Source organism: Nitrospira sp. M1, assembly GCF_965152605.1.
This window is the reverse complement of sequence record NZ_OZ224217.1, coordinates 2,455,872-2,481,569: the sequence shown is the minus strand read 5'-3', so window position 1 is coordinate 2,481,569 and position 25,698 is coordinate 2,455,872. Positions and strand designations below refer to the sequence as shown.

The 25,698-nt window shown below is 47.9% G+C and carries 21 protein-coding genes and 1 tRNA gene; 16 read left to right on the top strand and 6 right to left on the bottom strand.

All coding sequences use genetic code 11. The features are described 5' to 3' along the window. Positions 1 to 20: 20 nt before the first annotated feature. From ACWHX8_RS11360 to rfaQ, 7 genes are all read left to right on the top strand, one after another. Entirely contained in the window at positions 21 to 791 is a 771-nt protein-coding gene (locus tag ACWHX8_RS11360; RefSeq protein WP_447968239.1) for a glycosyltransferase family 2 protein, read from the top strand. Next, complete coding sequence (locus ACWHX8_RS11355; protein ID WP_447968238.1) at positions 775 to 1,998, top strand: glycosyltransferase family 4 protein; 1,224 nt, start codon at positions 775 to 777, stop codon at positions 1,996 to 1,998. Before ACWHX8_RS11360 ends, ACWHX8_RS11355 begins: the two co-directional genes overlap by 17 nt. Beyond that, positions 1,995 to 2,834, top strand: a complete 840-nt coding sequence (locus tag ACWHX8_RS11350) for a hypothetical protein (RefSeq protein WP_447968237.1) — start codon at positions 1,995 to 1,997, stop codon at positions 2,832 to 2,834. The genes ACWHX8_RS11355 and ACWHX8_RS11350 overlap by 4 nt, the downstream gene beginning before the upstream one ends. Positions 2,835 to 2,842: 8 nt before the next feature. After that, entirely contained in the window at positions 2,843 to 3,601 is a 759-nt protein-coding gene (locus ACWHX8_RS11345; RefSeq protein ID WP_447968236.1) for a glycosyltransferase family 2 protein, read from the top strand. A gap of 96 nt (positions 3,602 to 3,697) precedes the next feature. Next, on the top strand, positions 3,698 to 4,795 hold the full coding sequence (locus tag ACWHX8_RS11340) for a glycosyltransferase family 4 protein (protein WP_447968235.1): 1,098 nt from the start codon (positions 3,698 to 3,700) through the stop codon (positions 4,793 to 4,795). Positions 4,796 to 4,841: 46 nt separating this feature from the next. Further along, complete coding sequence (locus tag ACWHX8_RS11335) at positions 4,842 to 5,909, top strand: glycosyltransferase family 9 protein (protein ID WP_447968234.1); 1,068 nt, start codon at positions 4,842 to 4,844, stop codon at positions 5,907 to 5,909. 66 nt (positions 5,910 to 5,975) lie between these two features. Then, entirely contained in the window at positions 5,976 to 6,998 is a 1,023-nt protein-coding gene (gene rfaQ / locus ACWHX8_RS11330; RefSeq protein WP_447968233.1) for a putative lipopolysaccharide heptosyltransferase III, read from the top strand. A 52-nt stretch (positions 6,999 to 7,050) separates the two neighbouring features. On the opposite strand, the gene ACWHX8_RS11325 is transcribed toward rfaQ, so the two are convergent. The 4 genes from ACWHX8_RS11325 to ACWHX8_RS11310 all read right to left on the bottom strand — a co-directional run bounded on the left by ACWHX8_RS11325 (position 7,051) and on the right by ACWHX8_RS11310 (position 9,496). Continuing rightward, complete coding sequence (locus ACWHX8_RS11325) at positions 7,051 to 8,112, bottom strand: hypothetical protein (RefSeq protein WP_447968232.1); 1,062 nt, start codon at positions 8,110 to 8,112, stop codon at positions 7,051 to 7,053. Between the two features lie 133 nt (positions 8,113 to 8,245). Further along, positions 8,246 to 8,337: transfer RNA gene (locus ACWHX8_RS11320), tRNA-Ser, on the bottom strand. Positions 8,338 to 8,598: 261 nt separating this feature from the next. After that, entirely contained in the window at positions 8,599 to 8,811 is a 213-nt protein-coding gene (locus ACWHX8_RS11315) for a hypothetical protein (protein ID WP_447968231.1), read from the bottom strand. A 49-nt stretch (positions 8,812 to 8,860) separates the two neighbouring features. Continuing rightward, on the bottom strand, positions 8,861 to 9,496 hold the full coding sequence (locus ACWHX8_RS11310) for a DsbA family protein (protein ID WP_447968230.1): 636 nt from the start codon (positions 9,494 to 9,496) through the stop codon (positions 8,861 to 8,863). 199 nt (positions 9,497 to 9,695) lie between these two features. On the opposite strand from ACWHX8_RS11310, the gene ACWHX8_RS11305 reads away from it, so the two are divergent. From ACWHX8_RS11305 to ACWHX8_RS11270, 8 genes are all read left to right on the top strand, one after another. Further along, the gene (locus ACWHX8_RS11305) at positions 9,696 to 10,016 is read left to right on the top strand and encodes a cupin domain-containing protein (RefSeq protein ID WP_447968229.1); all 321 of its coding nucleotides are present in this window, start codon (positions 9,696 to 9,698) and stop codon (positions 10,014 to 10,016) included. Positions 10,017 to 10,089: 73 nt separating this feature from the next. Continuing rightward, positions 10,090 to 11,484, top strand: coding sequence for a CCA tRNA nucleotidyltransferase (locus ACWHX8_RS11300; RefSeq protein ID WP_447968228.1), 1,395 nt, complete (start codon positions 10,090 to 10,092; stop codon positions 11,482 to 11,484). Positions 11,485 to 11,778: 294 nt separating this feature from the next. After that, positions 11,779 to 15,375: a chemotaxis protein CheB gene (locus ACWHX8_RS11295; protein WP_447968227.1), complete on the top strand. Its 3,597-nt coding sequence runs from the start codon at positions 11,779 to 11,781 to the stop codon at positions 15,373 to 15,375. A gap of 94 nt (positions 15,376 to 15,469) precedes the next feature. Next, positions 15,470 to 15,808: a hypothetical protein gene (locus ACWHX8_RS11290; protein WP_447968226.1), complete on the top strand. Its 339-nt coding sequence runs from the start codon at positions 15,470 to 15,472 to the stop codon at positions 15,806 to 15,808. Between the two features lie 266 nt (positions 15,809 to 16,074). Continuing rightward, positions 16,075 to 17,892, top strand: coding sequence for a PAS domain-containing protein (locus ACWHX8_RS11285; protein ID WP_447968225.1), 1,818 nt, complete (start codon positions 16,075 to 16,077; stop codon positions 17,890 to 17,892). A gap of 12 nt (positions 17,893 to 17,904) precedes the next feature. Then, positions 17,905 to 18,360 carry a response regulator gene (locus ACWHX8_RS11280; protein ID WP_447968224.1) on the top strand — a complete coding sequence of 152 codons (456 nt, stop codon included), beginning with the start codon at positions 17,905 to 17,907 and terminating at the stop codon, positions 18,358 to 18,360. Positions 18,361 to 18,690: 330 nt separating this feature from the next. Beyond that, positions 18,691 to 20,427: an ATP-binding protein gene (locus ACWHX8_RS11275; RefSeq protein WP_447968223.1), complete on the top strand. Its 1,737-nt coding sequence runs from the start codon at positions 18,691 to 18,693 to the stop codon at positions 20,425 to 20,427. 224 nt (positions 20,428 to 20,651) lie between these two features. Beyond that, on the top strand, positions 20,652 to 22,373 hold the full coding sequence (locus ACWHX8_RS11270) for an ATP-binding protein (protein WP_447968222.1): 1,722 nt from the start codon (positions 20,652 to 20,654) through the stop codon (positions 22,371 to 22,373). A 289-nt stretch (positions 22,374 to 22,662) separates the two neighbouring features. Here the strand turns inward: ACWHX8_RS11270 and ACWHX8_RS11265 are convergent, their stop codons facing one another. Together ACWHX8_RS11265 and ACWHX8_RS11260 are read right to left on the bottom strand one after the other, a co-directional pair. Then, positions 22,663 to 22,872, bottom strand: a complete 210-nt coding sequence (locus ACWHX8_RS11265) for a hypothetical protein (protein WP_447968221.1) — start codon at positions 22,870 to 22,872, stop codon at positions 22,663 to 22,665. Positions 22,873 to 23,179: 307 nt separating this feature from the next. Then, a complete protein-coding gene (locus ACWHX8_RS11260; protein WP_447968220.1) occupies positions 23,180 to 25,036 on the bottom strand; it encodes a transketolase in 1,857 nt (618 codons plus the stop codon). Between the two features lie 341 nt (positions 25,037 to 25,377). Between ACWHX8_RS11260 and ACWHX8_RS11255 the strand changes: the two genes are divergently transcribed. Then, positions 25,378 to 25,623 (top strand): hypothetical protein, encoded by a 246-nt coding sequence (locus ACWHX8_RS11255; protein ID WP_447968219.1) that lies wholly within the window; start codon positions 25,378 to 25,380, stop codon positions 25,621 to 25,623. Positions 25,624 to 25,698: the final 75 nt, after the last annotated feature.

The following is a 25,698-nucleotide window of genomic DNA, read 5'->3' as shown; positions in this document are numbered from 1 at the left end:
GAAGAAAGAATGTGTAATCGATGACGAATAGTCCCAAAGTTTCTGCAGTCGTGATTGCTTTCAATGATGAAGCGAACATGCGTGACTGTTTGGAGAGTTTGGCCTGGGCTGATGAAATCATCGTTGTGGATTCGTTTAGTACAGACCAGACAACAAAGATTAGTCTCGAATATACAGATAGGGTTTATCAGCATACCTTTCAGGGGTTTGGACGGTTACGAAACGAAGCCATGTCGCATGCGACGTATGATTGGATATTTAGCCTCGACACCGATGAACGCGCAACACCGGAAGTCCGTGACGAAATTCGCCGTTATTTAGCGGAAGGTCCGACGGCGCAGGCATATTTTGTCCCACGACTCAATAATTTTCTTGGCCGGTGGATTACGCATTGTGGATGGTATCCTGACTATCGACAACCACAATTTTTTCATAAATCCCATATGCGGTATCACGATGATCTTGTGCACGAGAGCTATACCGTGACAGGGAAAACCGGCTACTTTACGAATCATGTGCGGCAATATCCCTTTCGTACTATCGATCAGTATTTTATGAAAATGGACCGATATTCGTCCTTGATGTCCAAAGAGATGCGAAAGCGTGGCCGTGGATTCCACCGCCACCAACTGATCTCTCATCCGCTGTTCACATTTTTTAAAATGTATGTGCTGCGCTTGGGGTTTCTCGATGGAAAACCTGGCCTCGTGTTGTCCGGGCTGTATGCCTACTATACGTTTGTCAAATACGCCAAATTGTGGGAACTGACTCACGGTGAGTCTTCCTGTTGATGAAGTCACGCCTGCCTGGATGGGTTCAATGACATCAGGTATTTCAAGGAACTTCAGACCGTCGCATCATCCATTACGAATTTTGCATACTGAATCCTCTATGGAGCTTGGTGGGCAGGAATTTCGTATTCTTCATGAAGTGCATGGCATGGTAAAGCAAGGCCACTACGTTGTTCTGGTGGTACAGCCTCGCAGTCAACTGGCCATGCGGGCGAAGCAACAGGGCCTTGTTGTCGAAGAGGTTCTCATGAGTCGTATGAGATGGATGTGGCTCATTATGGTCTTTCTCAAACTCATTGCACGGCATCATATTCAAGTGGTGAACACCCATGGGTCGATTGACAGTTGGACGGCGGCCATTGCAGGCCGTTTCTCACGTCGCCACCCGTTGATTATTCGTACACGCCATAAGTCCACGATGATTGCCAAGACCTGGCGTCATCGTGTGTTGTATCAACGGTTGCCTCACGCTGTCGTGACGACTGGAGAGGCGGTCAAGGATCTCGTGATGCGGCAGGCGAACGTACCTGATGAGCGAGTCATCTCCATCCCCACCGGAGTCGACTTGGAGACATTTCAGTGTAACCTGGAAGAGCATCATCGTAAGACTCAATTTTCCATGATTGACCGGACTGTGGTGATCGGGACGGTAACGTTTTTCAGAACATATAAAGGATTATCGTATCTCTTAGAGGCATTTCACATGGTGTTGTCTCAAGTGCCAGATGTTGTATTACATATTGTGGGAGATGGGCCGGACTATGCGTCAATCGTCCAGATAAGAGATGAGCTGGGATTGCAAGATCGTGTCGTGTTGACCGGGTATCGAGAGGATGTCGCGTCTCAGTTAGCGTCGATGGATGTGTTTGTCTTGCCATCGATTGCGGCTGAAGGCGTCCCGCAAAGTTTGACGCAAGCGATGGCAATGGGGATTGCGGCCATAGCGACTGACGTGGGGAGTATTCGAGAGGTCGTAGAAAATGAAAAGACCGGACTTTTGGTGGAAGCCAAAAATAGTAAAGCACTCGCTCAAGCCATGATTCGTCTTGCCACGAATCAACGGCTACGAGCAGACTTAGGGGAATCAGCGAGAAGACATATTGAGCAGGCCTATAGCTTTATGGGCATGCTTACGCGAACCGAATGCGTCTATCGAAAATTTCTTGATCAACAGACTTCCGATGGCGCGGTCGAGGGTGACGCATGAAGGTCAGTGGTTTTACCTTTATTCGAAACGCCATTCTCTATGACTTTCCCATCATTGAAGCGATTCAGTCCGCATTGCCGATTGTCGACGAATTTATTGTGAACGTTGGAAATTCTGACGATGAGACCCTGGAATTAATCCGGTCTCTCGACGATACGCGTATCAAGATTGTTGAAAGTGTGTGGGATGAAACCCTGAAACACGATGGGAAAGTCTTGGGACAGCAACAGGATATTGCGCTCTCTCATTGTTCAGGCGACTGGGCCTTTCTCGTTCAAGGGGATGAAGTGATTCATGAAGATGACTTACCAGCGATTCAGGATGCGATGAACACATACATGACTCACAAGCATATTCTCGGGCTTGTCTTTCGTGTGATTCATTTTAAGGGAGACTACTGGTCTGTTGATCCATGGATGTATCGGAAAGCCACGAGAATTATTCGAACAAACAGGAATCTTTACTCTTCGGCCGACGGTTGCGATTTTCGAACCGACCAGTCGTCACGAATGATTAAGTCATGTCCCTCAGGGCAGATGATTGCGGCTCGTGTGTTTCATTATGGTTGGGTGAAAGATCAAGAGACGTTTCGTGCCAAAAAGCGAGTTATGGAGTCATGGTGGCATGGAAATACACGTACACCTGAAGAGTTGGATCGGGAAGCGGCGCTGCAAGCGCAATTTCCGAATTATGCAATCCTCAAGGATTTCCATGGGCATCATCCACGCGTCATGCACCCGCGACTTGCTCATGCAAAGAAATTAAGTCCAAGACGAAATCGTTGGTTGAATTGGAAGTTTTATCGTGAAGTGATGAAACATGGATTTAAAGGGTAATGATGTCTATGCGTTCAACTGTCGCAGCTTTGGTGATTACCAAAAATGAGGAACGACATATTGCCGAATGTCTAGAAAGCGTGACCTGGGCCGATGAGATTATTCTTGTCGATGCCCAAAGTACGGATGGTACCGTTGCGATTGCAAAGCGATTTACGGACCATGTGTTCATTCGACCCTGGCCTGGTTTTGGGTCGCAAAAGAATTTTGGTATGGAGCACGTCACCTCTGACTGGATTACGATAGTAGATGCCGATGAGCGCGTGAGTGTGGAACTGGCCAGAGAGATTCAAGAAACCCTTACCACGGTGTCAAATGATATTGCGGCCTTTCGGGTTCCGCGACGAAATTACTTTTACGGTCAATGGGTTCGATGGGGTGGCGCGTATCCCGACTATCAAATTCGTGTCTTTCGGAGAGGTACGGCGCAATATAATGACGTGGCTGTTCACGAAAATTTACTCGTTAATGGCCAGGTTGCAACCCTCTCCGCTCATTTGAATCACTATACGGAAAGACAGATTACGGATCATTTCAGGAAGTTTAATCTCTATACGACGTTGGCAGCTTCGGAGAAAGCCAAATCGCAACAATCTGTCTCCTGGTATCATTTGGTGTGCAATCCTTTTATCATATTTTTCAAGACGTATGTCATAAAGAAGGGCTATCGGGATGGAACGCGAGGGGTCATTTTTGCGGTATTTGCCAGCATGTATACCTTTGTCAAATATACAAAACTTTTAGAGTCTTACGTGGTGAAAAAATAACAATATGATGGAACGATGTTGGCATTGAGGCGCGCATTCGTCGCAGGGATGCAGTGAAGGAATTGGCATGAAGCAACAGATGAAGTTTAACGAAGTATGAAAATTGTGATCGCTGCATGGCATTTGAATGATCTCAATGTTGGTCTTGGACGATATACGCGTAATGTGATTGAAGGGCTTGGTCGTGTTGATCGGAACAATGAATATGACATTATTATGCCCGTCAAGGCCTTGAACTTTCCTTCCTATCCAAACGTCCATTACCGGTTTTGTCGTTACCCCGTATTTAAGCGGCGATTTTGGGAGCAATTCGCAACGATGAGTGTGGGAAGTTACGATCTCCTGCATTTTCCTTATGATTCTTGTATCGCCCTCAAACAGGGAAAGTTTATTGTCACTATTCATGATGTCAAGCCGTTGCTGTATCCAAAGCCGAACAAACATGTCAACTTCTACAGTCTGATGAAGCTCTTGTATCTTCCTCGTCCTTTCGAGACTATCGATCATGTCATTACCGTGTCGGACTGTTCTCGGAACGATATTGTGAGGAACCTTGGCGTGTCAGAAGATCGGGTGACGGTTATTCCGCAAGGGGTCGAACAGGATATTTTTACGCCTTTAACGACTGACGTTGTTCAAGAACAGCCTGAGGCGCCATACGTTTTGTGTGTGGCTGGGGCTGATCCGACAAAAAATGTTCAATCGCTTATTCTTGCCTTTTCATTGTTGCCGGAAAAAATTCGACACGGTCATCAATTACTTCTTGTTGGAGATCTTAAAAAACAGGATGACCTTCTTCGATTGGCGAAGGAAAAAGGAATCGAGGCGCAAACTGTGTTTACCGGCGTTGTCTCGGATGAGCAATTAGTTCGGTTTTATCAGCACGCATCAGTCTTTGTGTTTCCTTCTCTCTATGAAGGCTTTGGGTTGCCGGTATTAGAAGCTATGGCTTGTGGCTGCCCGGTTGTCTGTTCGAATACGTCTTCCTTGCCTGAAGTCGTTGGTGGGGCCGCGAAGATGGTCGGTCCGTTGGATATTCCCGCCTTGGAATATGCAATGCGGGAAGTCCTCAGCGATTCAACGCTTCGACTCAGTATGCGAAAGGCCGGTCTGCAACGAGCCAAGCAGTTTTCTTGGGATCAAACGGCAACTCGCACAGTTGAACTCTATGAGCGTGTTGTAGGGAACGGATGATGAGTGAAAGAGGAATCGGACCATAATCCTTGAGAACCGTGTCTTTATGTCGAGCGCTAGGCCTACACGACTCTTACTCTTAGCGATACGGGCGATTGGCGATGTGGTGCTCATGACACCTATCATTCGCCAACTTCGAATGGCCTATCCCAATATGTACCTTGCGGCACTTGCCGATGGCGCCAGCGCGAACATTCTTCAAAACAATCCACATCTCGACCGCGTGTTTGTCATTGATCGTCGTGCGACCAAACGCCTATCCAAGTTTTCACAATTCAGGCAGTGGCGACAGCTCATCGCCGAAATTCGCGAAGGACAATTTGATACGGTTGTTGACGTATTTAGTGGACCACGAAGTGCGATGTTGGGCTGGTTATCCGGCGCCTCTCGTCGATATGGTGAAGATTACCGAAAGAGGTTACGCGGATTTCTATACAGTCACTCCATCCATGTATCTCGTGACCATCGACATTTGATTGAACAAAAGTTGGCCTTGATTCATCCTCTTGTGGGAAATGTTGATGCTCAGGAAGCCCCGTTAGAACTGTTTCTCACTTCTGATGAGACGCAGCGTGCGTTGGGATTGCTAGGCGTCAACATGATGGACTCTCAACGGTTGGTCGGTCTTGTTCCAGGTGCTGGGTCACCGTGGAGAATATGGCCGTCGGATCGATTTGTTCAGTTAGCGGATTTTCTCGTTGAACAGTATCATGTGAGAATTGTCTTAGTCGGAGGGCCGGATGATCGTGCGGTCTGTCAACGAATCGCTAAGATGCTGCGCGTTCCTCCATTGAATTTGGCAGGACAAACCAGTCTGCGAGAGTTGATAGCTGTGCTAGCAGAACTCGATTTAGTCATTTCAAATGTCACTGGGCCGATGCATATTGCCTCAGCATTAACGAAGCCTCACGTGATTGGGCTGTACGGTGTGGCAGATACCGTTCAATATGCACCCTGGGGGAGTCGTGCAACGATGCTCACAAAAGGCAACACCGGAGATGCCTATTGGCATCGTGTCGATTACGAGCAAGATTATCAACGATTATTGGAAATTTCTGTTCAAGACGTGATGAATGTGATTCCCCAAGTCATGAGCCCTTGGTCAATTCAATAAGCGTGAATCGTTTTTGCTGATGAGCCATCTGTATGTTTGGGTGTGATGTGAATCATGAACACTCTGATGAAAAATATCCTTGTTATTAAGTTGCGGTATATTGGAGATGTGATTCTCTCGACCCCGGTCCTTTCCCTATTGCGACAGCAATTTCCTGCTGCCAACGTGGTTTGCCTGGTGAACTCTGGAACGCAAGAGATACTTCAGCATAATCCGCATGTCGATGAAGTGCTGGTGCTTCCCCGAGGAAGTGTGATCGAGCAGATACGATTCTGGCTTGCTGTGCGCCGTCGACGATTTGATTGCGTCATTGATTTAACTGACGGGGATCGTTCAGCTTTGCTGACTTGGGTTTCTGGTTCGTCTGTTCGAATTGGCTTTAACCATGAACATCGATGGAGAGGGCGATTGTACTCTCATTGTCTTTCATCCGGACCTGAGGGGCGTCATATGGTTGAGTATCATACGGAAGCTCTCACGTTGATTGATGCTCACGCTGACGTTCCGAAGCCCACGGTGTACGTTGGAACCGAACACAACCAGCGTGCTCAGACCATCTTAGGCGAACTTGGCCTCATTGGGCAGCCTTGGGTGATGGTCCACCCGACGGCACGTTTTTGGTTTAAAGCCTGGCCTTTAGAACGATTTGCGCGATTAAGTGATCGGCTGGTTGAAAAATCACTGCGAGTCGTGCTTGTTGGGGATGCTCACGATCACGCCATTACATTGGCCATTCAAGAGCGTGTTCAGACATCAACTGACTCGCTCGTGGGAAAAACGACCTTGTTGGAACTTGCCGCGTTGATGCAACATGCGACATTGTTTATCGGTAACGATACCGGTTTGATGCATATGGCTTCTGCCGTTGGATGTCCAGTGTTGGGATTGTTCGGTCCGACCAATCCTCAAACGTGGGGGCCAAGGGGAAACAACTCGCAGGTTATTTACAAGGAGCTCGATTGCCGCGCATGTTTTCATCCAGGTTGTTTTCGTGGCGCAGACAACTGCATGAAGCAGATTTCCGTTGACGAGGTGTATGAGGCTGCTCTCGGGCTTCTTCAAGACGTGAAAAGTGGGCCAGGAGGCTAGGGGGAACTCTTTCAAGTCTACAGTCGACCACAAACCAAATGCCGGTGTTGTGCTACGGAAATGCGGAAAGAGGAGCATAGGTGACAGGTCTTCCGATAACAGATTCCAACCAATCCGTCGTGTCGTGTGGGCTCACTGGATATCGATTTAATCGGACTTCGATTTGGAATGTCCCCTGGTATCCAACAAGACCGATAATGGCTGCCGAATCATCTCCGTTCGGGAGAATTGACGATGTTTGAAATTCGCAGAGTGTGGAATAGAGGCGACCGGTGTTCCCAAGAATGCTCAGCAGTTCTGGAAGTTCGTTCATGACACAATGGACGGAACATCGGTATACCGAATGTTTCTGTATATCAAATGAGTCAAAGTGAATGAGCTGTTCTTCTGTAAATCCAGTGAGATAGGCACGTACCGACTGCGGTGGGCCTTGCCATGTTGCTGCGAGTTGACTGGCTGGCACAAGAAATTCAAAGACGTCGGGTGAGTTTAATTCGAATTGGCATGGTCCAAAGGCATCTGGCCATGAACAGAAAAGCGGAGTGTCATGACGTGGGGTGAGGAGTTGGACTTGTGTGCGGTCGATCACGGCTTCTAACGGTAAGTCCAGTGTCTGAATCGCGGATTGAAATGCGGCTTGACGTTCGTGTAACCACATGGGGCGTTGATGATCTGCCCATGTTTCGCCAGGTGCGACGATGTCAGTCGTATGCACCCGGACTCGAATAAACGCATGTGCATGTCGAAATCCCAACCAAAACATCGCTCCCGGGAGTAATGTCACCATGTGTTCGTCAATACGCCACGGGTGGCAGATTGAACAATAGGTGTTCACGGATTGGTACTGTTGAACGACCGTATGGTATTGCCCGGCCAGTAAGAAAAAGTCTCCTGTCCAATGATCTAAAACATGAATGAGTGTGACATCTTCTAATGGCCAGGGATCAAGTGCTTGTATACCTTGTGGGCCGGGTACGTTCCATTCTTCGATGTAACAAATAATATCTTTTTCGATATGAGTAGGTGTCAGTCCTGCTCGTTGGAGGTGTTGCGTTGTTTGCAAGATATCATCAAAGGAGAGGAGTGATGGCGTTTCCCAGCGATGTTCACGCATAACGATTACGATGTGTGCGATGGAAGCATGGATACGATCTAAGATGGATGGCTGTCATGGATAGACTGAACTGGTAGCGGGAATTACAGGAAAGAGTCAGGCGTTTGTCAGGTGGTAAGCATTTGCTGAACACTGGCGGAGAGGGCGGGATTTGAACCCGCGGTAGGTATTACCCTACGACGGTTTAGCAAACCGTTGGTTTCAGCCAAACTCACCCACCTCTCCGCGTTTTTTGTGTTCCAGCTGGTGATGTTTTAGTCGTTATAGGAGTATTTGTCAATCTATTCCATGATCGCTAACGTGCGTGCTTGTCTTTCGGCTCACTGGCCGGATGCGAATAAATTTCTCATAACATCGTAACGTTCAGCGGTTTGGCCGTATGCAAAAAACCCTGTCACATCTATGGGCGCTGTACTTGAATGTATGTTCGATGTTGTGTCGTGTCTGTATTCCCATTGCCTGGGAGGAGAATAAGGGTAGGCGACTTTATGCCTGACCTTGGGGGCCGTTAAATGGGGTATCAGTATTTTTATTGTTCATGGTATTTACCATGGTTTCCATCAAAGCAGAAAGTTTTTTGTATTGCGGATGATCTGGAGTTAATGGTTGGCCATTCTCATCTCGCATGAGGTCTTCCATGCCTGCGACTAAATCGTTTATTTCTGGAAACGGTCCGTCTGATTTGCTTTTCTTCCCCATGTGCTGAATCCTTTGTTTGATTGAACAGTGAGTGGCAATGAAGCAGCGATTATGAATGTTTGTCCTGATCGAGGATGCTTTGAATAATCGTCTTCAGGTTGTCTTCCGTTAAGTTTGCGACTCGAATGTTTCCGTCTATGACAATAGTAGGGGTATGAGTGACTTTAATGCGTTCTCCCCAGGCTTTGCCTTCCTCAAGCGTTCGGTAGGGAACGCCGCTGGCTAATCCTTGTTCAAATGTCTCAACATCGAGTTCTAGCTTTTTGAGCAGCAGTCGTCGTATGGTTTTATCGAACACTTCGATTTTTTTCCCATGGATGGAGCTGAACAGTTCCTTTTTCATTTCCGGACCTTTGCCCATGGTGACTGCCTGTTCATACATTTCAAAAGCTGTAGGCAGTTTCCCTGGCATGACGGGAAATCCGACGAGTCGAGCTTCAAATTTATCGCCGAACGCTTCTTTGAGTTTGGTCACGACAATTCGCTCGAACATGTGGCAATGCGGGCAATAAAAGTCGGCAAATTCAAACAGGATGACTTTGCCTTTTTCATGTTTTGAGGGCTCATCAAGCAGTTCAAATTCACCTTGAATTGTGGAACTTGCGGCCCACAGTGATGGAGTGATAGCCAGAGAAAGAATGATGACGCTGATGGACCACGCAAAGAATAAACGAACGGTGTGCATCCTAGTCCCTTTCATAAATGCCGGTCGGCGGTATGGGCTGCTTGAGTCGAAATCTTCCTCTCAGGCTACCATGATAGGGACAGGGGTTCAACCTAATCGAATGACTACGGCCAGCAGTTGAACCGCTAGCGGATATGAGTTGCGAACCGTTTTGTGGTACAGGCATGCTTGATGTATTTTCTATAAGGAGGGTGAGCAGATGAAAATTGTAAATCTTGCTGATTTTCAAGAGTTTTCTTCGGAGAAAATGAAAAAACACAATCTGTTTCAGTCAACAAGATTTTTCTGTGACGTGTATTGTCTTGAGCCGAAACAAGAGCAAAAAGGTCATGTCCATGCCGATCAGGATAAAGTGTATCTCGTCATAGAGGGAGCTGGAACGTTTCGAGTTGGTGGGGAAAGTCATGTGCTCGGGCAAGGGCAGGGAACAATGGCTCCAGCCGGTGAGGAGCATGGGGTTCTCAACCATACGGATCAACGGCTTCGAGTTTTAGCGTTTATGGCACCAAATCCTTCGTGAAGGACTCGATGAAAACGTGCGTGCCGAGAAATGGTCAATCATGAAATCATCTGTTATGCCTCAACGAATGTAAATGGAACGACTAGATTTACATATAGGCCATGACGAGACGCAAGAGGCAGTGAACAAACTTGTTCACGCTGTTCAACAAGCGGGTGGGCGAGCTCTATTCGTCGGTGGGTGTGTGCGTGATGCTATTCTTGGCATGACTTTCAAAGATCTCGACATCGAAGTCTATGGCGTACACCCTGAGAAGTTGAAGCAACTCTTGGCAGCACATTTCACGATTGATGTCGTCGGAGAAGCGTTTGGAATCATAAAAATTCATGGCTTGCCGATTGATGTCTCCATTCCACGTCGAGAATCCAAAACAGGTTTCGGCCATAAGGCTTTTGACATTTTCTCTGATCCCACGATGACGCCGAAAGAAGCTGCGGTTCGTCGGGATTTTACGGTGAATGCCATGGCCTATGATCCGGATACCAAGGAATTGATCGATCCGTTTTCAGGATACAAGGATCTTCATGATCATGTGTTGCGACATGTGGGAGCGCAATTTTCGGAAGATCCGCTTCGAGTGCTTCGTGGCCTCCAGTTTGCTGGAAGATTTGCCTTGCAGGCAACATGCGAGACGATTGAATGTTGCCTGCAGCTCATACCTGAATATGACACGCTGGCCATCGAACGTATTTGGGGGGAATGGTATAAGTGGGCGGCGCAGTCGCAACGGCCTTCGGCTGGCCTACAGTTTCTTCAGCAATGCGAATGGCTTCAACTGTACCCGGAGCTTGTGGTGCTTCAAGGATGCCCCCAGGATCCTCGTTTTCATCCTGAAGGGGATGTCTGGACACACACCTTGCATGTCGTTGACCAGGCTGCCCGTATTGCCGAACGTGATGATCTCAGTTCCCTAGATCGTGCCGCGTTGGTATTTTCTGCTTTGTGTCATGATCTTGGAAAGCCTGAAACCACGGAAGTCCTGAGTGATCGTATTCGGTCACATGGTCATACCGGAACGATTGAGACGTTTCAAAAATTTCTTGAAAGGGTCGGGATGCCCCATGAGTTGATGAGCCGAGTGATTCAGCTCTGTCGCTATCATTTGACGCATATTGATTTCAGTGGATCTCCTCGTCATGTGCGACGCGTGGCTGTGGCGCTTGATGAGGTTGGAGAAAACTTGCAAATGTTAGCGCGGTTGGTAGAGGCTGATCATAGCGGTCGTCCTCCACTTCCACAAGAACTTCCACTCAAGATGGCGGAGATGTTGAGTGTTGCTCAGAATTTAGACATCCAACATCACGGACCCACGGCATTGTTGATGGGGCGCCATCTTTTGGAGATGAATATATCTGCAGGTCCGCAAATGGGGATGATCTTGAGCGCGGCCTTTGAAGCGCAATTGGAAGGGGAGTTTGATACCGTAGAGGAAGCTCGTCGGTGGGTACAACGGCACTATTTCGGATGAGACATCAAGATATCTTCACGGAAGCCTCGATGCTCAGAATGGAAATTCTCAGTATCGTTTGTGAAGAATTTGATTGCCAACGGTCTAGTTTTTGGGCAAGGGTCAGGACAGCCTTTGATCGTTTTCTGAATCGTTTCAATAGATTGCTATAGATTAAGCAGAAGGATACAATCTAACTGTTCCACCAGTATCCCTTATCCGTAAATTTAGAGTTTAGTCGTGTTGTCAAAACAGAGAACAAAGTGTAAAAACATTGGCAAGGGTAGTACGTAATGAGTAATGAACTCCAAAATTATGGCTGAGAAAAAAAAGACCCCTTCCCAAACAACTTTTGTTGCCAAGAAGGTTCCCTCTAAAAATAAAACAAAATCGAAGCCAGTAAAGAATAAAGTATCGCCTAAGGCTGCGAAGGCCAAGCTTATAGTCGAAGTCCTCCCTCAAACCGGACGTGTTCCATTGAAAAAAAAGACCCCTCTTGAAGTTTCTGCTCGCAAGAAGAAATCTGTTACACTGAAGTCCCAAATAACCAAACCCGACCACGCGAAGTCTAAGACAACCCACCAAGGTCGCCCTCGACCCCGACGTGTGTCATCGAGTCAACTTGCCGCGCAGCCTGATGATCTTGAGATCGTCACAGCACCACCGGCTCGAGGTGGAGAGCTGGTGGTGGTTGGCATTGGAGCCTCTGCCGGAGGGTTGGAGGCGCTTCAAGTGCTCATCCCGACGCTTCCCCATACGAATCAGATTACCTATGTCCTGGCACAACATTTGGATCCCAAACATCCCAGTATGTTGGTGACACTGTTGAGTCGACATTCAGAAATGCCCATCCTAGAACTGAGAGATGGGACGACCCCAAGGCCTGGCACCATTTATATTACGCCCCCGGATCGTAATGTGGTATTTGAAAAAGGGAAACTCATGCTCGCTCAGCCTCGTGCGGGTTCAGTAGGTCCCAAACCATCCATCGATATATTTTTCTCGTCTCTCGGGGAAGAATTGGCAGAACGGGCTGTAGGCATCATTCTGTCGGGGACAGGGTCTGATGGAGCACATGGCGTGAAAGCGATTAAGGCGGCCGGGGGATTCATTATTGTTCAAGATCCCTTAACGGCCAAATATGACGGCATGCCGAGAACGTCTATTGATACGGGATGTGTTGATCTCATTCTTCCCTCCCCAGAAATTGGCCGTGAGCTTCCTGGAATTCTCGTCTATCCCACGCGACTTCCACTGTTAATTAAGGAAGAAGCCTCGGTCAGAGCGCTCCAAACGCTCTATGCACGATTGCATCAGAGCACCGGATGTGATTTTTCCGAGTATAAGCAAAATACGATTCATCGGCGAATAGGACGGCGAATGGCTGTCCATAAGATCCACGATGTGACGGAATACCTTGAATTAGCGGAGACCTCGCCAGGTGAGCTTGATGCGCTCTATAAAGACATCATTATTTCAGTCACAAGCCTTTTCCGAGATGCCCAAGCCTATGGGGTACTCAAGGATGTGATTGATCAAATCGTCGATAGCAAAAGCGAGGGAGACAATCTGAGGATGTGGGTAGCCGGTTGTGCCAGCGGCGAAGAAGCCTATTCAATCGCGATGCTGGTGGCCGATTCGCTGACTCGAAAAAATCGGACATTAAAAGTGAATATTTTTGCGACGGATATTGACACCGATGCCCTAGCTCGAGCGAGAAAAGGCCTGTATCCGGAAGCGTCCATTGTCGATGTCCCGAAAACTATCGTGGCAAAATATTTTACCCGAACCGAAAATCAATATCGGGTGTTGAAATCAATACGTGAGATGGTCGTGTTTTCTCGGCAAGATCTTGTCAAAGATCCGCCATTTTCTCGTCTTGATCTCGTCAGTTGCCGAAATGTTCTGATATACTTTTCACCGCATCTCCAACAACGCCTGTTGCCGATTTTTCATTATATTCTGAATCCAAATGGGTTTATGTTTCTTGGAAAGTCAGAGTCGACAGGGCAATTTCTTGACCTCTTCTCTCCGGTTGAGAAAAAGTCGAAAATCTTTCGGCGTCGCGGAGGAGGGCGAACCCGGCGTGTGCAAGTCGGTCCTCTGGCTCTCCAGCATTTCAAACCACTGAGTTCCGGAAAAGCGAGAGCAGTCAAAGAACCGTCACTTGGCGATGTGGTCAACAAGATAACGGTCGAGGCGTATGGGCATCCTGGGGTCGTGGTGGACGATCACATGAATGTCATTCTTGTTCGGGGTGAGGTGGGTTCGTATCTGACTTTGGCTCAGGGAGAGGCCGGACTCAATGTGCTCGCCATGATCCGGCCTGATTTACGAGCAGAATTACGCTCAATACTTATCAAATGCACCCGTGAGCAGATTCCACTGTCGACAAAGAATCTTATCCTTGATATGAAGGGGAAAGCGGAGACCATCCAATTACATCTTCGGCCGATCAAGAGTGAGAGTCGCCAGGCAGGTGCCATCGTGATATTTTTCGAATCTATTCCCACGGTCAAGCCTGTAAAGCTGTCCAGGCAGAGTACGAAAGGACTGGTCGGTGAGCGCATCAAAGAACTTGAGAGAGAGCTGGTGGCCACACAAGAGCATTTGCAAACCACTGTGGAAGAACTGGAAACCGCCAACGAAGAACTCCAATCGTTGAATGAAGAACTCCAGTCAGCCAACGAAGAACTCCAATCGTCGAATGAAGAGTTAGAAACCTCGAATGAAGAGTTGCAATCAACCAATGAAGAGTTAACGACGCTGAATGAAGAGATTCAGGAACGTTCGGCTGAATTGAGTTCGGCGAACACGGACCTCGAAAATATTCAAGAGGCGATTGGATTTGGCCTGGTCGTGGTTGACAAATCATGCCGTCTCACCCGGTTTACTCCAGCGGCAACCGCGCTCTTCGAGATGTCAGAGGAGCATCTTGGCCATGCGCTCACAACGATTCCGACTCGTCTTGATATGCCGTTTCTTCGGGAAGACGTGCTGGAAGTGGTCGATACGGAACGGGCAAGAAGTCGGGAATTTCAACATGGCGATATGACCTACCTGTTTCAAGTTTTGCCGTATCGGGCGCCGAACCAACAGACGGTGGGAGCTGTGTTGATGTTCATTGACAAGACGGCTGACCTTTTGGCCGAGCAGGCTCTCCGGGAAAGTGAAGGACGGTTTCGCCAAATTACTGAGCATATCCATGACGTGTTCTGGGTGGCCGACTCGACAGGTAAAACGATACAGTATGTTAGTCCGGCCTATGAGAAGATCTGGGGACGGTCATGTCAAAGTCTGTATGACCGAGGGCTTGATTGGATTGATGCCATTCATCCTGAAGATCGAGCAGGTACACAACATGCGTTTTTCGACAAAGCGGCAAATGGGACGTTTAGTCAGGATTTTCGTATTATCCAACCTGATGGGACTGTACGGTGGATCTGGGACCAAGCCTTTCCTGTGTCCGATGCAGAGGGGCGCGTTGTCAGGTTAGTGGGCATCGCTAAAGATATCACAGACCGAAAGCAAGCTGAGGCAGCAATACGCGAACACGAACAGCAGTTTCGAGCTGTCTTCAACTCGGCATTTCAATTAATGGCCATTCTAGACACAGATGGCACTGTACGAGAAGTCAATCAGACGATGTTAGATTTCTGTGGGGTGAACGCCAAAGACGTGGTAGGGAAACTACTCTGGGAAGGGCCGTTGAAAGTCATGAGTAGCGTCGCCACGAATCAGCTTCAGCATGCGATTGCGTCGGTTATGCATGGCGGCTCTTTTGCGCGCTTCACAGGTGAATTTGTTGGGAGCGAGGAAAAGACTATGACCATTGATCTCTCCTTCAGAGGGTTTAAAGGCAAATTTGGGAAGGCCAACTCACTGATTATGGAAGGTCGAGAAATCAGATAACAGCCGAGACTGCCCATGATCAATCCTGGCATGGCAGGAAGAGCCTTGGGGTTGATCTGGTATACAAGACCTGTTCTTGTAAGGAACAAGAAGCATGAAGGAGGCAGAGCATTTAAAATCTATGCACATTGCTCCTCTGCCATCTGATGTACTAGTGAGACTTCAAGCTCTTTCGGCGAATCCCGTTTTTGATACTCCGTTGAAACTCCAGTTTGATGATCTGACCATCCTGGCGACACATATTGGCCAAACACCTATTGCGCTCATCAGTCTCATTGTCCTAGCGCGACAATGGTTTAAGTCAACGGTGGGTATCAGTGCGAGTGAAACGCCTCACGATATTACGTTTTGCCCCCACGCGATCATCGCGCAGCAAATATTGCTTCTTCGCGATGCTACGACTGATCTGACATTTGCCATAATCCTCTCGTGACCAAAGACCTACAGATTCGGTTTTATACTGGCGTGTCATTGCGATCCAATGCTGGTTATGCTTGAGGTATGCTTTGTGTAATTGATCGGATCTCATGCGATTTGAATCAATCAACCCTTGCACAATGCGTTGCAGACGTTGGTGGGTCAAGCGATGATTCTCATGTTCACCAAGCACTCCTGACGAAAGGTTGATCGGGTGAAACCCACCTCTTTCTTCTTCCGGTTTGTGTCTCTTGGTACTGAAAACTACCTGGGACATCAAAAATGAGTAGGGATATATGGCAGCCCACGGGCAGAACTGTTCAAGACGTGGGTCTCTCTTTACTTTTGCTGATAGGAGCGAGTACTGCGGATCTCCTGACGCCCCTGGGCGTGGCGACCGGTGTCCTGTACGTCTTGCCTATTGTCGCAACATTAAAATTAAATTCTTCGCAAACAACCTGGATATTCGCAGTGATATCCACTCTCTTAATTTTCATGGGATGGTGGCAATCTCCAATTGGAGGCAATGTATGGAAAGTGAGTGTGAATCGTATCATTTCAATTTTGGCAGTGTGGATGACAGCTTTTATCGTGACGAGAGGGATACGAACATCACTGCTTCAGGTCCTTCATCGCCGGAATGAATTACTTCTCACTTGCGCTGGAGAAGGAATTTTTGGATTAGATATAGAAGGCAAGGCCACCTTTGTGAATCCTATTGCAGCGCAGATGTTGGGGTATTCCCCTGAGGAACTTCTTGGCTCTCCTATGCATGCGACTATTCATCCCACGAAGCCGGATGGGTCTCCCTGTCAGGGCGAGGGCTGCCCGATGTCGGCCGCTTTCATGGACGGCGCTGTCCATCATCTAGACGATGAAGTGCTCAGGCGGAAAGACGGTACCAGTTTTCCGGTTGAATACACGAGTACGCCGATCCGGAATGAACAGGGTACGATCGAAGGAGCTGTGGTCACGTTTTTGGATATTACGGAGCCCCAAAAGCGTCGAGACGAAATCAACCGCCTCTCCGAACGCCTGCAAATTGCCACACAATCAGGCCACATTGGTATTTGGGACTGGGACGTCATTAACGATGTGCTGACCTGGGATGACACCATGTATGCCCTTTACGGAATCTCCGCGGATACATACTCTGAGGACTATGAGGCCTGGATACAGAGTCTCCATCCCGATGACGCTGCCCAAGCCCGAGCCGAAACACAGGAAGCCCTTAAAGGCAACAGTCTCTATAACACGCACTTTCGAATCATGTGGCCTGATCACTCCATTCACTACATTCGGGCCTTTGCCCATGTTATTCGCAATGCGGAGGGACGACCGATACGAATGACTGGTGTGAATGTAGACATTACTGACCAAAAACACATCGAACGTGAGCTGCTTCAACAACGTGCCGCGCTAGCGCGCTCGAATAGAGAATTGCAACGATTCGCCTACATGGCATCCCATGATCTTCAGGAGCCACTTCGCATGATTAGTAGCTTCATCCAACTTCTTGCCACAGAATATAATGGTCGTTTGGATGCGGAGGCCCATGAATACATTGGCTATGTAGTGGATGGAGCGGTGCGCATGCGGACGTTGATTGATGGGCTTTTGGAGTATTCTCAATTAGGAAACATCGAGCAGACGTTCAACTCAACGGATTGCGAAAGCCTTTTGAATGAGGCACTCTTGAACCTCGGCGAAGCCATTGCCGAAAAGCAGGCTGTAGTCACTCATGACCCTCTACCGACGGTTCTCGCAAACGGTAATCAACTCGCGCAAGTCTTTCAAAATCTGATCAGCAATGGGTTAAAATTCAGTGGTCCGCAATCGCCCATTATCCACGTTGGAGCTGTACGTCAGGAAGAGGCCTGGCAGTTTTCCGTGGCGGATAATGGCATTGGGATTGAGCCTGCGTATCGTGAGCAGATTTTCGACATGTTTCAGCGCCTCAATCAGAAATCTGAGTACCCTGGTAGTGGCATTGGGTTGTCCATTTGTCATAAAATCATCGGACAGCACCGTGGTAAAATTTGGGTTGATTCGGAGTTCGGGGTCGGGAGTACCTTTTATTTTACCATTCCTCATAAATAGGGATCGGTTGAGATGAATGCACCATTAAACATTCGGGCGATTGACCTTTTGCTCATCGAAGACAGTCCTGGCGATGTGCTCCTCATTAAGAAGGCGTTGAAAGATGCCAAAGTCTTAAACAATATTCAGGTGGTGAACGATGGCGTTCAAGCGATGGCGGTACTCCGGAAGGAAGCGCCCTACGTTGACGCTCCGCGGCCTGATTTAATTCTCTTGGATCTGAACATTCCCAAAAAGGACGGGCGTGAGGTCCTCAAAGAAATCAAGCAGACTCCAGACCTCCGCTCCATACCCGTTGTGATCTTGACCACATCGACGGCGGAAGCCGATGTGTTGAAGTCGTATGACCTTCATGCCAATGCCTATATTACCAAACCCATGAATGTCGAGGGATTAATTCAAGCTATCAAAATGATGGAAGGGTTTTGGTTTTCGATTGTGACATTACCACCGAAATCGGATGGGTAAAGATCCGTTGGATATTGTGTGAAAAGATTTTTGCTCCAGACGACATGATGTATTGATCGGGCCTATTGAGTTTGCTACCATCCGTTATCTTATATACGTGTAGCATTTATTTTTTCCCGCCCTCTTCATCTTCCATTTCTCGGTTTCATAACAGGCCTTTTCAACAAAAAATTGCTCAACTGTTTTCTTGAGCATGATTCAATAGTGTACGAAATCATGGTGGCAGACAGCTCGCTTTGGTGATCAGGGATCATTGAGCGTGATTCCTGTCTACAATAAATCCGGCGTAGGTCGAAGGCTCGCCGACGTCATGAGTTTAGGGAATGTTCTATGAGTCGTGTCCGTAGCAAAAAACTCAGTGCTGGCCCAGGGTTTGAGTTGTTGGATCTTCAGCGTGAAAATGCTGATTTGCGAGCACAGCTTGCTGGTTTCCAGCATGTTGAATCCAAACTCCAAAACACCTTGGAGAATCTAAATATTCATCAAGAGGAACTTCGAACGCAAAATGAGTCGCTTCGCCAAACGCAAGAAGATCTTGAGGAGTCTCGCCAGCAGTATGTGAATCTCTTTGAATCCGCACCAATTGGCTACTTTATCCTCGATCAATATGGAAAAGTGCAGAAGGTGAATAATAAAGGCGCGGAATTGTTGGGGTATAGTCGGAATTATCTCATTGGGAAACCCCTTCTTCCGTATTTGACTCAGTCGACCCGACGGGCGTTCTCTGGTCATTTAAGCAGCATTTCTGAGGTGGCGACCTCGGCGTCTGCCGAAGTGGAATGTGTGCATAGTAGTGGGCGAGTGGTCCATGCCACAGTTGAAAGTGTCTTAATTGATGAACAACAGGGCATGCGGCGGTTCCAGACCGCGTTGCTAGACATCACCAAACGAAAACACGCAGAGGAAATGTTGCTTCGTACGGAACGACGGCTTCGCCACACGCACAAAATGGAAGCCATTGGGACTTTAGCTGGAGGCATTGCGCATGATTTCAACAACATTCTGATGGGGATTCTGGGCTATACAGAAATGGTTCAGGGGAAACTTCCGGCTGCCAGTCCTTTACGATCGAATCTGAGTGAAGTGCTAGTTGCCGGATTTCGAGCCAGAGATCTGGTCAAACAGATTTTGATGTTTAGTCGTCAGGCGGAAACTGAAAAACAGGCGGTGATCATGAACTCGCTGATTCAGGAGGCGCTTCATCTGTTACGAGCCACGTTACCCTCGACGATCCACATCCGTACCTCATTGAAAGCTCAATCAACATGCGTGTACGGCGATCCAACCGAATTGCATCAAGTGCTTATTAATTTGTGTACCAATGCTGAATACGCGATGCGCAAAACTGGGGGATTCCTAGATATCAACATGCGAGAGGCCGAGGTATCGCTCGAATGGGCAAGACAGCATCCTCCGCTCAAACCTGGAGCCCATCTTTACCTCACCATCTCAGATACAGGATCAGGTATGTCCAGGGAAGTCCAAGAGCGGATTTTTGATCCGTTCTTTACGACCAAAGACATCGGTGAAGGTACCGGGATGGGTTTGGCGATGGTGCATGGCATCATTGCCACACATAATGGAATGATTCAGGTAGAAAAGACAGGCCCTCACGGCACAACGATTGCGGTCTACCTTCCGATCCATGTCGATGCACCTGTTCCGGTTTTCCAGCCTCTTCCCTCGATGCCTCGAAAAAACGGGCGTATTCTTTTTGTTGATGATGAGGTGGCATTGGTTCGAATGGGCGAGGAGCTCCTGCAACAATTGGGATACGATGTTGTAGCATGTGGGAGTGGAGCGGAAGCATTGATGGTCATGAAGGAGAATCCCGATCACTTCGATACGGTAGTCACTGATCAAACGATGCCCAGGCTCACGGGTGAGGCTTTGGCAAAACAGCTGTTGGTGCTCCGGCCTGATCTCCCCATTATCCTTATGACGGGCTTTAGTCATGTCATGACCCCAGACAAGGCGAAGAAAATGGGTATTTTTGCCTATCTTATGAAACCGTTAGTCATTGCTGAACTCGATCACGTGATTCAGGAGGCGTTGTCTGTGGAATAAACATCTCGGAGCATGGAGACCTTGTCCTCTATTCTCGTTGTGTTCCCTTTCCACATGTGAACTCTATTTTCCTTCCACACATTTGCATGACACCTTGTGAGAAGTGGAGCGGAGTATCACAGTAATCGTATAGCGTTTTAGGCAACCGACCTACTGCTGTTTTCCGTGAGTGTGGGCCGGTGTACGGTAATTGGCATTGGAGTTTCTATAGAGGAGGATGTTCTATGGCCGCAGGAAAAACCATCTCGCAGTTACGAGTGGAAATACAACAAGTACGGACAGAGATGGAATCGTTACGAACCCGAGATGCACAACAGGCAACCATCAAGAAGCAATTAGAAAACACACTGGAAAATTTGAAGATTCATCAAGAAGAGTTGCGATCACAAAATGAAGAATTACGCCAAATGCAGGAAGAGCTTGAACGATCAAATCATAAATACTTTGATCTTTTTGAAAGTGCGCCTATCGGGTATTTCACCCTTAACTGGCAGAGTATCATTCTTGAGATTAACATTACGGGCGCTGAAATGCTCGGGTTCGAACGCCAGCACCTCACCCAGACACGGATGTCGATTCGTGTGAAGTCTGATTACAAAAAAGCGTTTTCCGCTCATCTCAAAAAGATATTTTCTGGTGCGATTACTGAATCCGTTGAACTAGAGTTTGAGCAGCATGATGGGAAGCGATTGTGTGTCATTCTTGAAAGTGTTCCAATATATGGCCACGGCAAACGAGTCGCCGAATGTCGTACAGCGATGCTGGACATGACCAAACGCAAGCAATTGGAAGAGCAACTGCACCATGCGCAAAAATTAGAAAGTCTGGGAGTGTTGGCTGGAGGGATTGCCCATGATTTCAATAATTTGCTAGCTGCAATTTCTTCCCATGCTAGGCTTGGAATTCGAGTGTTGCCCACAGAGAGCCAAGCAAACACTCATTTTAAAAAAATTGAAAAAGCAGCGTTGAGTGGAGGAGAACTCGCGAATCAAATGTTGGCCTATGCCGGGCGTGAGCCCCTCACACGTGAACCTGTTAATCTGACCGATCTGGTTGAGGAAATAAGACATCTCCTTGAAGGTGCTATTTCGAAAGGAACCGTGCTGACCTTTGACTTAGATGCCAGACTTCCCAGGATTCAAGGTGACCCGTCACAACTCCGACAGATTGTGCTGAATCTGATCACGAATGCTTCTGAGTCTTTCTCCAATGCTAGAGGCAGGATCACCTTGACCACGGGGATGATGGTGGTGGATCGCGCCTATCTATCGCACTGTCATTTTGTCGCAGATGTGGCTGATGGTGATGTGGTCTATGTGGAGGTGAAAGACAACGGCATTGGAATTAATCCTGAAACGATGAAAAATATTTTTGATCCATTCTTTACAAGTAAATTTATTGGACGGGGGTTGGGTCTAGCTTCTTTGGTTGGAATTACAAGGACGCATGGCGGCGCCGTTCATGTCTTAAGCGAGGTTGGGCATGGTAGTACCTTTCGTGTGCTCTTTCCCATCGCTCAGGATCAAGACATTCTTCCTGCGCCGGAGGTGTCCTCTGAGATTGATGATTCGTGGCGGGGCCATGGCCTCTTTTTAGTCGTCGACGATGAAGAAGAAATTTGTCTAACGACGGAGATGTTCCTTGGGCAGTTGGGGTTTACCGTCTTGACAGCTCAAGATGGCTATGAAGCCCTGCGGCTATTCGAAGAGCATGCGGAGGATCTGACTGGTGTGCTGTTAGATTTGACCATGCCAGGCCTGAATGGAAAACAAGTCTTGATAGGGATGCGCGGAATATCTATAGATGTGCCTGTCATTCTTTCAAGTGGCTATACGGAAGAGTTAGTGGTGACTGATTTGAATGAACAACAGCCGTTTGATGGATTTATCCAAAAGCCCTATTCACTTGATACCCTTCTTGAAAAAGTGAAAGAAATCCTTGTTTAATGTGCTCGGATTAGAACTTGGGTCAGTTTTGGAAAACGGGACTAATTCTCAGGGAACGGGAGGTACGTTAGTGCTCGCCAGGTGACAAGAACTTCTCGTCGTCTTTTTTCGTTCTATACTTCACTCGTCTTCATTATCTGTTTCTCAGAAGACGAATTGTCTTCATTGAGACATCAAGATACCTATACCTCATTTTTTCACTCACGGAGGTCTCGATGTCCAGAATGGAAATTCTCAGTATAGTTCGTGAAGAATTTGATTTGTCAACGGCCTTCATCTGTGCTCAACTTCATGAATTCCCGCTCTCTTTGCCACGTTGACCAACAAGGAAGTTAATTGTCGCTCTGCGGAAATCCAGAGTAAAACCTTTGGCGATATTATGAGCTTCAGATAGGCTATCCCATAAATTACTCATGCTTTGAATAGCGATCTCTGGGTTTTGTTGTAGTGTATTGAGCAATGCCTTGCGGTTGAATTTTACAACTGTGGCATTATACATAGACTGAGCACAGCTCGGCAGCTGTGCCATTCAAGGTTGAAGTTTTACAGCAAAATAAATCACTGGGCATACAAACCTTGAGTGTGACTTCTTATCCTTCAGAAGAAAAATTGACGCATTTGACCGCATTTTCTTTTAGGATATAAAGCCCCTCGGTAGCAGTATCATTTGGAAAAGTAAATTCATTCTTCTGGTAAGGTAGCTCGATTGTGTGTTTTTCGAGTTGTTCCAGATCCACAGCGCTCAATCAGTGAAGGCGCGGCAATGTTTGAAAGACGCTTAGGTTCGACATGGCAGAAAATGATGGTCAGACGAGTCGCTTCGCGGTCTCCACGATGACTCGGGCACTAATCCCGTAACGATCCAGTAATTCATCAGGTTTGCCGCTATGCGGAATTTCTCGAACAGCGAGTTTGTGGAGACGAATGCCTTCGCCCGACAATGCGCTCAGCACGGCATCGCCCAATCCTCCGTGCGCATAATGATCTTCAACTGTGAGGAAGGTATGTGACGTCGCACGGGCACATTCTAAGAGTGTTGCTGTATCAATCGGGACGATACTGTAGAGGTCGACAATACGAACATGAATGCCAGCCGCAGCGAGTTCGTCATAGGCTTTTAAGGCTTCGAACAGCGTGACGCCAGCGGCGACAATAGTTAAGCGGTCCTGCTCGCTTTGCCGAAGAACTTTAGACCCTCCAATATGGAAAATGTCATCATTACCATAGAGAATTGGGGTTTTGGGTCGGCTTGTCCGCATATAGACCATGCCGTCATGGGAGGCAGCCGCTTGCACTAAATGATAGGCACAGACGGCATCGGACGGATAAAGAACGGTCACACCAGGCTGCACTGACATCATGGCTAAGTCTTCGAGGCCCATTTGTGATGGCCCATCTTCGCCAATGCTCACTCCAGCATGCGATCCCATTAATTTAATATTGGCTTGACTGATAGCCGACATTCGAATGAAGTCGTATGCACGAGTGAGGAAGCAGGCAAAGGTTGCCGCAAATGGAATCTTGCCGCATGCCGCAAGTCCCGCCGCTGCACCAACCATGTTTTGTTCGGCAATGAAATTTTCAAAAAATCGTGTTGGAAAGCGTTGGCCAAATTTATCGGTGAAGGTGGAGTTCTTGACATCGGCATCAAGAGTGACGACCAAAGGGTTCACTTCGCCTAAATGAACAAGCGCTTCTCCAAACGCTTCACGTGTGGCCACGGGCTTTTGCGCATCATATGCTGGTGGTGCAACCGGTAAGATTTTTGGAGGTGGTGCTTCGTAAGGAGTTGGGGCCTGAATCGATGGAGGGCCCTCTTCCGTATTCAAGAATGCTGAGAGTTCTTGAATAGCTCGCTGAGCATCTTCTTGGCTGAGCGGTTTTCCATGCCAATTCATTTTATCTTCGGTAAACGAAATCCCTTTGCCTTTAAATGTCTTGGCTAATATAACGGTTGGTCGGTCATGGGTGTTTGCCGCTTCGTGAAAGGCTTCAAGTAACGCGGCATGGTCATGTCCATCGACAGGAATGGCATGCCACCCGAATCCCTTCCATCGTGCTTGATACGCGTTCATATCATGTTGCAGTAGCGTTGGGTCGGATTGACCGAGGCGATTAATGTCGACAATGGCGCAGAGGTTGTCGAGTTGTTTGTGCTGAGCAATTTCCGCCGCTTCCCAAACCGATCCTTCTACCGATTCCCCGTCACCCATTAATACATAGACACGTGCATCGTTTTGATCGAGGTATTTATGATTGAGCGCAATTCCTACACCACCGCAAAGGCCTTGGCCGAGTGAGCCGGTGGCCATGTCCACAAAAGGCAGTCGAGGCGTTGGGTGACCTTCGAGGTCCGAACTGAGTTTTCGTAAGGTTAAGAGGTCTTCTCGTTGGATGAAGCCGGCTTCAGCCCAGGCAGCGTAAAGCAGTGGAGCGGCATGTCCTTTCGATAGGATAAACCGGTCATTGCCACGCTGTTTCGGATTGGTGGGATCATACCGCATAATGCGAAAGAACAAGGTGGCGACAATGTCAGCGGCTGAGCAACAACTTGTCGGGTGACCATTTCCCGCTTTGGTCGTTCCTTGAATACTATGAATCCGTAATTGAGTAGCGTAATGTTGCAGCGATTGCAGTGACTGGCCAGAAGCAGTAGGTGACACGATAGACTCCAATTGTTTGGTGAAATAGAATGGACGTTACAGCCCCTCGATATGACGATAGCGAAAGTCGATTGTTTCCAGCAGCGCGGGCTCTACTGAGTGAATAACCCCTTGCAAGCACTAGGGGAATATGGAACGGCTATAGGTGAGATACGGTAACAGACGCCTTCAATCCAGTCAATTTCTGGAGTGTCTGAACGTCAGGGAGGCTTTCGACTATGTTTATTGTGCAACCCATTGCATCATGAACGATTGAGCATGTACATACTGTCGGGAAATAGTTTTGGTTAGCCGTGATCTTTTCTCATTATGAGACGCATGTACAAGACAAGGAGGAGTCGATGATGAACAGACGGTGCCTACGTCCCTGGAATTTACAACATTCACCAGCGCTAATGCATGAGACGGGCTCCTTGGTCGGCAGGACTGTGAGTTGCCTGTTGGTTGTACTGCTTTGTGTCGGGATATTCGGTTGTAGTACGCCGACCGAGCCGACATCAGAGCCCTCAAAAGAAGAAATTCGAAATGATGCTGATCGCTTTTTTGAAAAAATGGAACAAGAAAAACAGGGTGAACTGAAGCGCTAGTCTTCGCACACTCCATATTCTGGTTTCATGTCAGTGACGTAACGGTTGTGTGTTACGACGATGAAGCGAAATGCC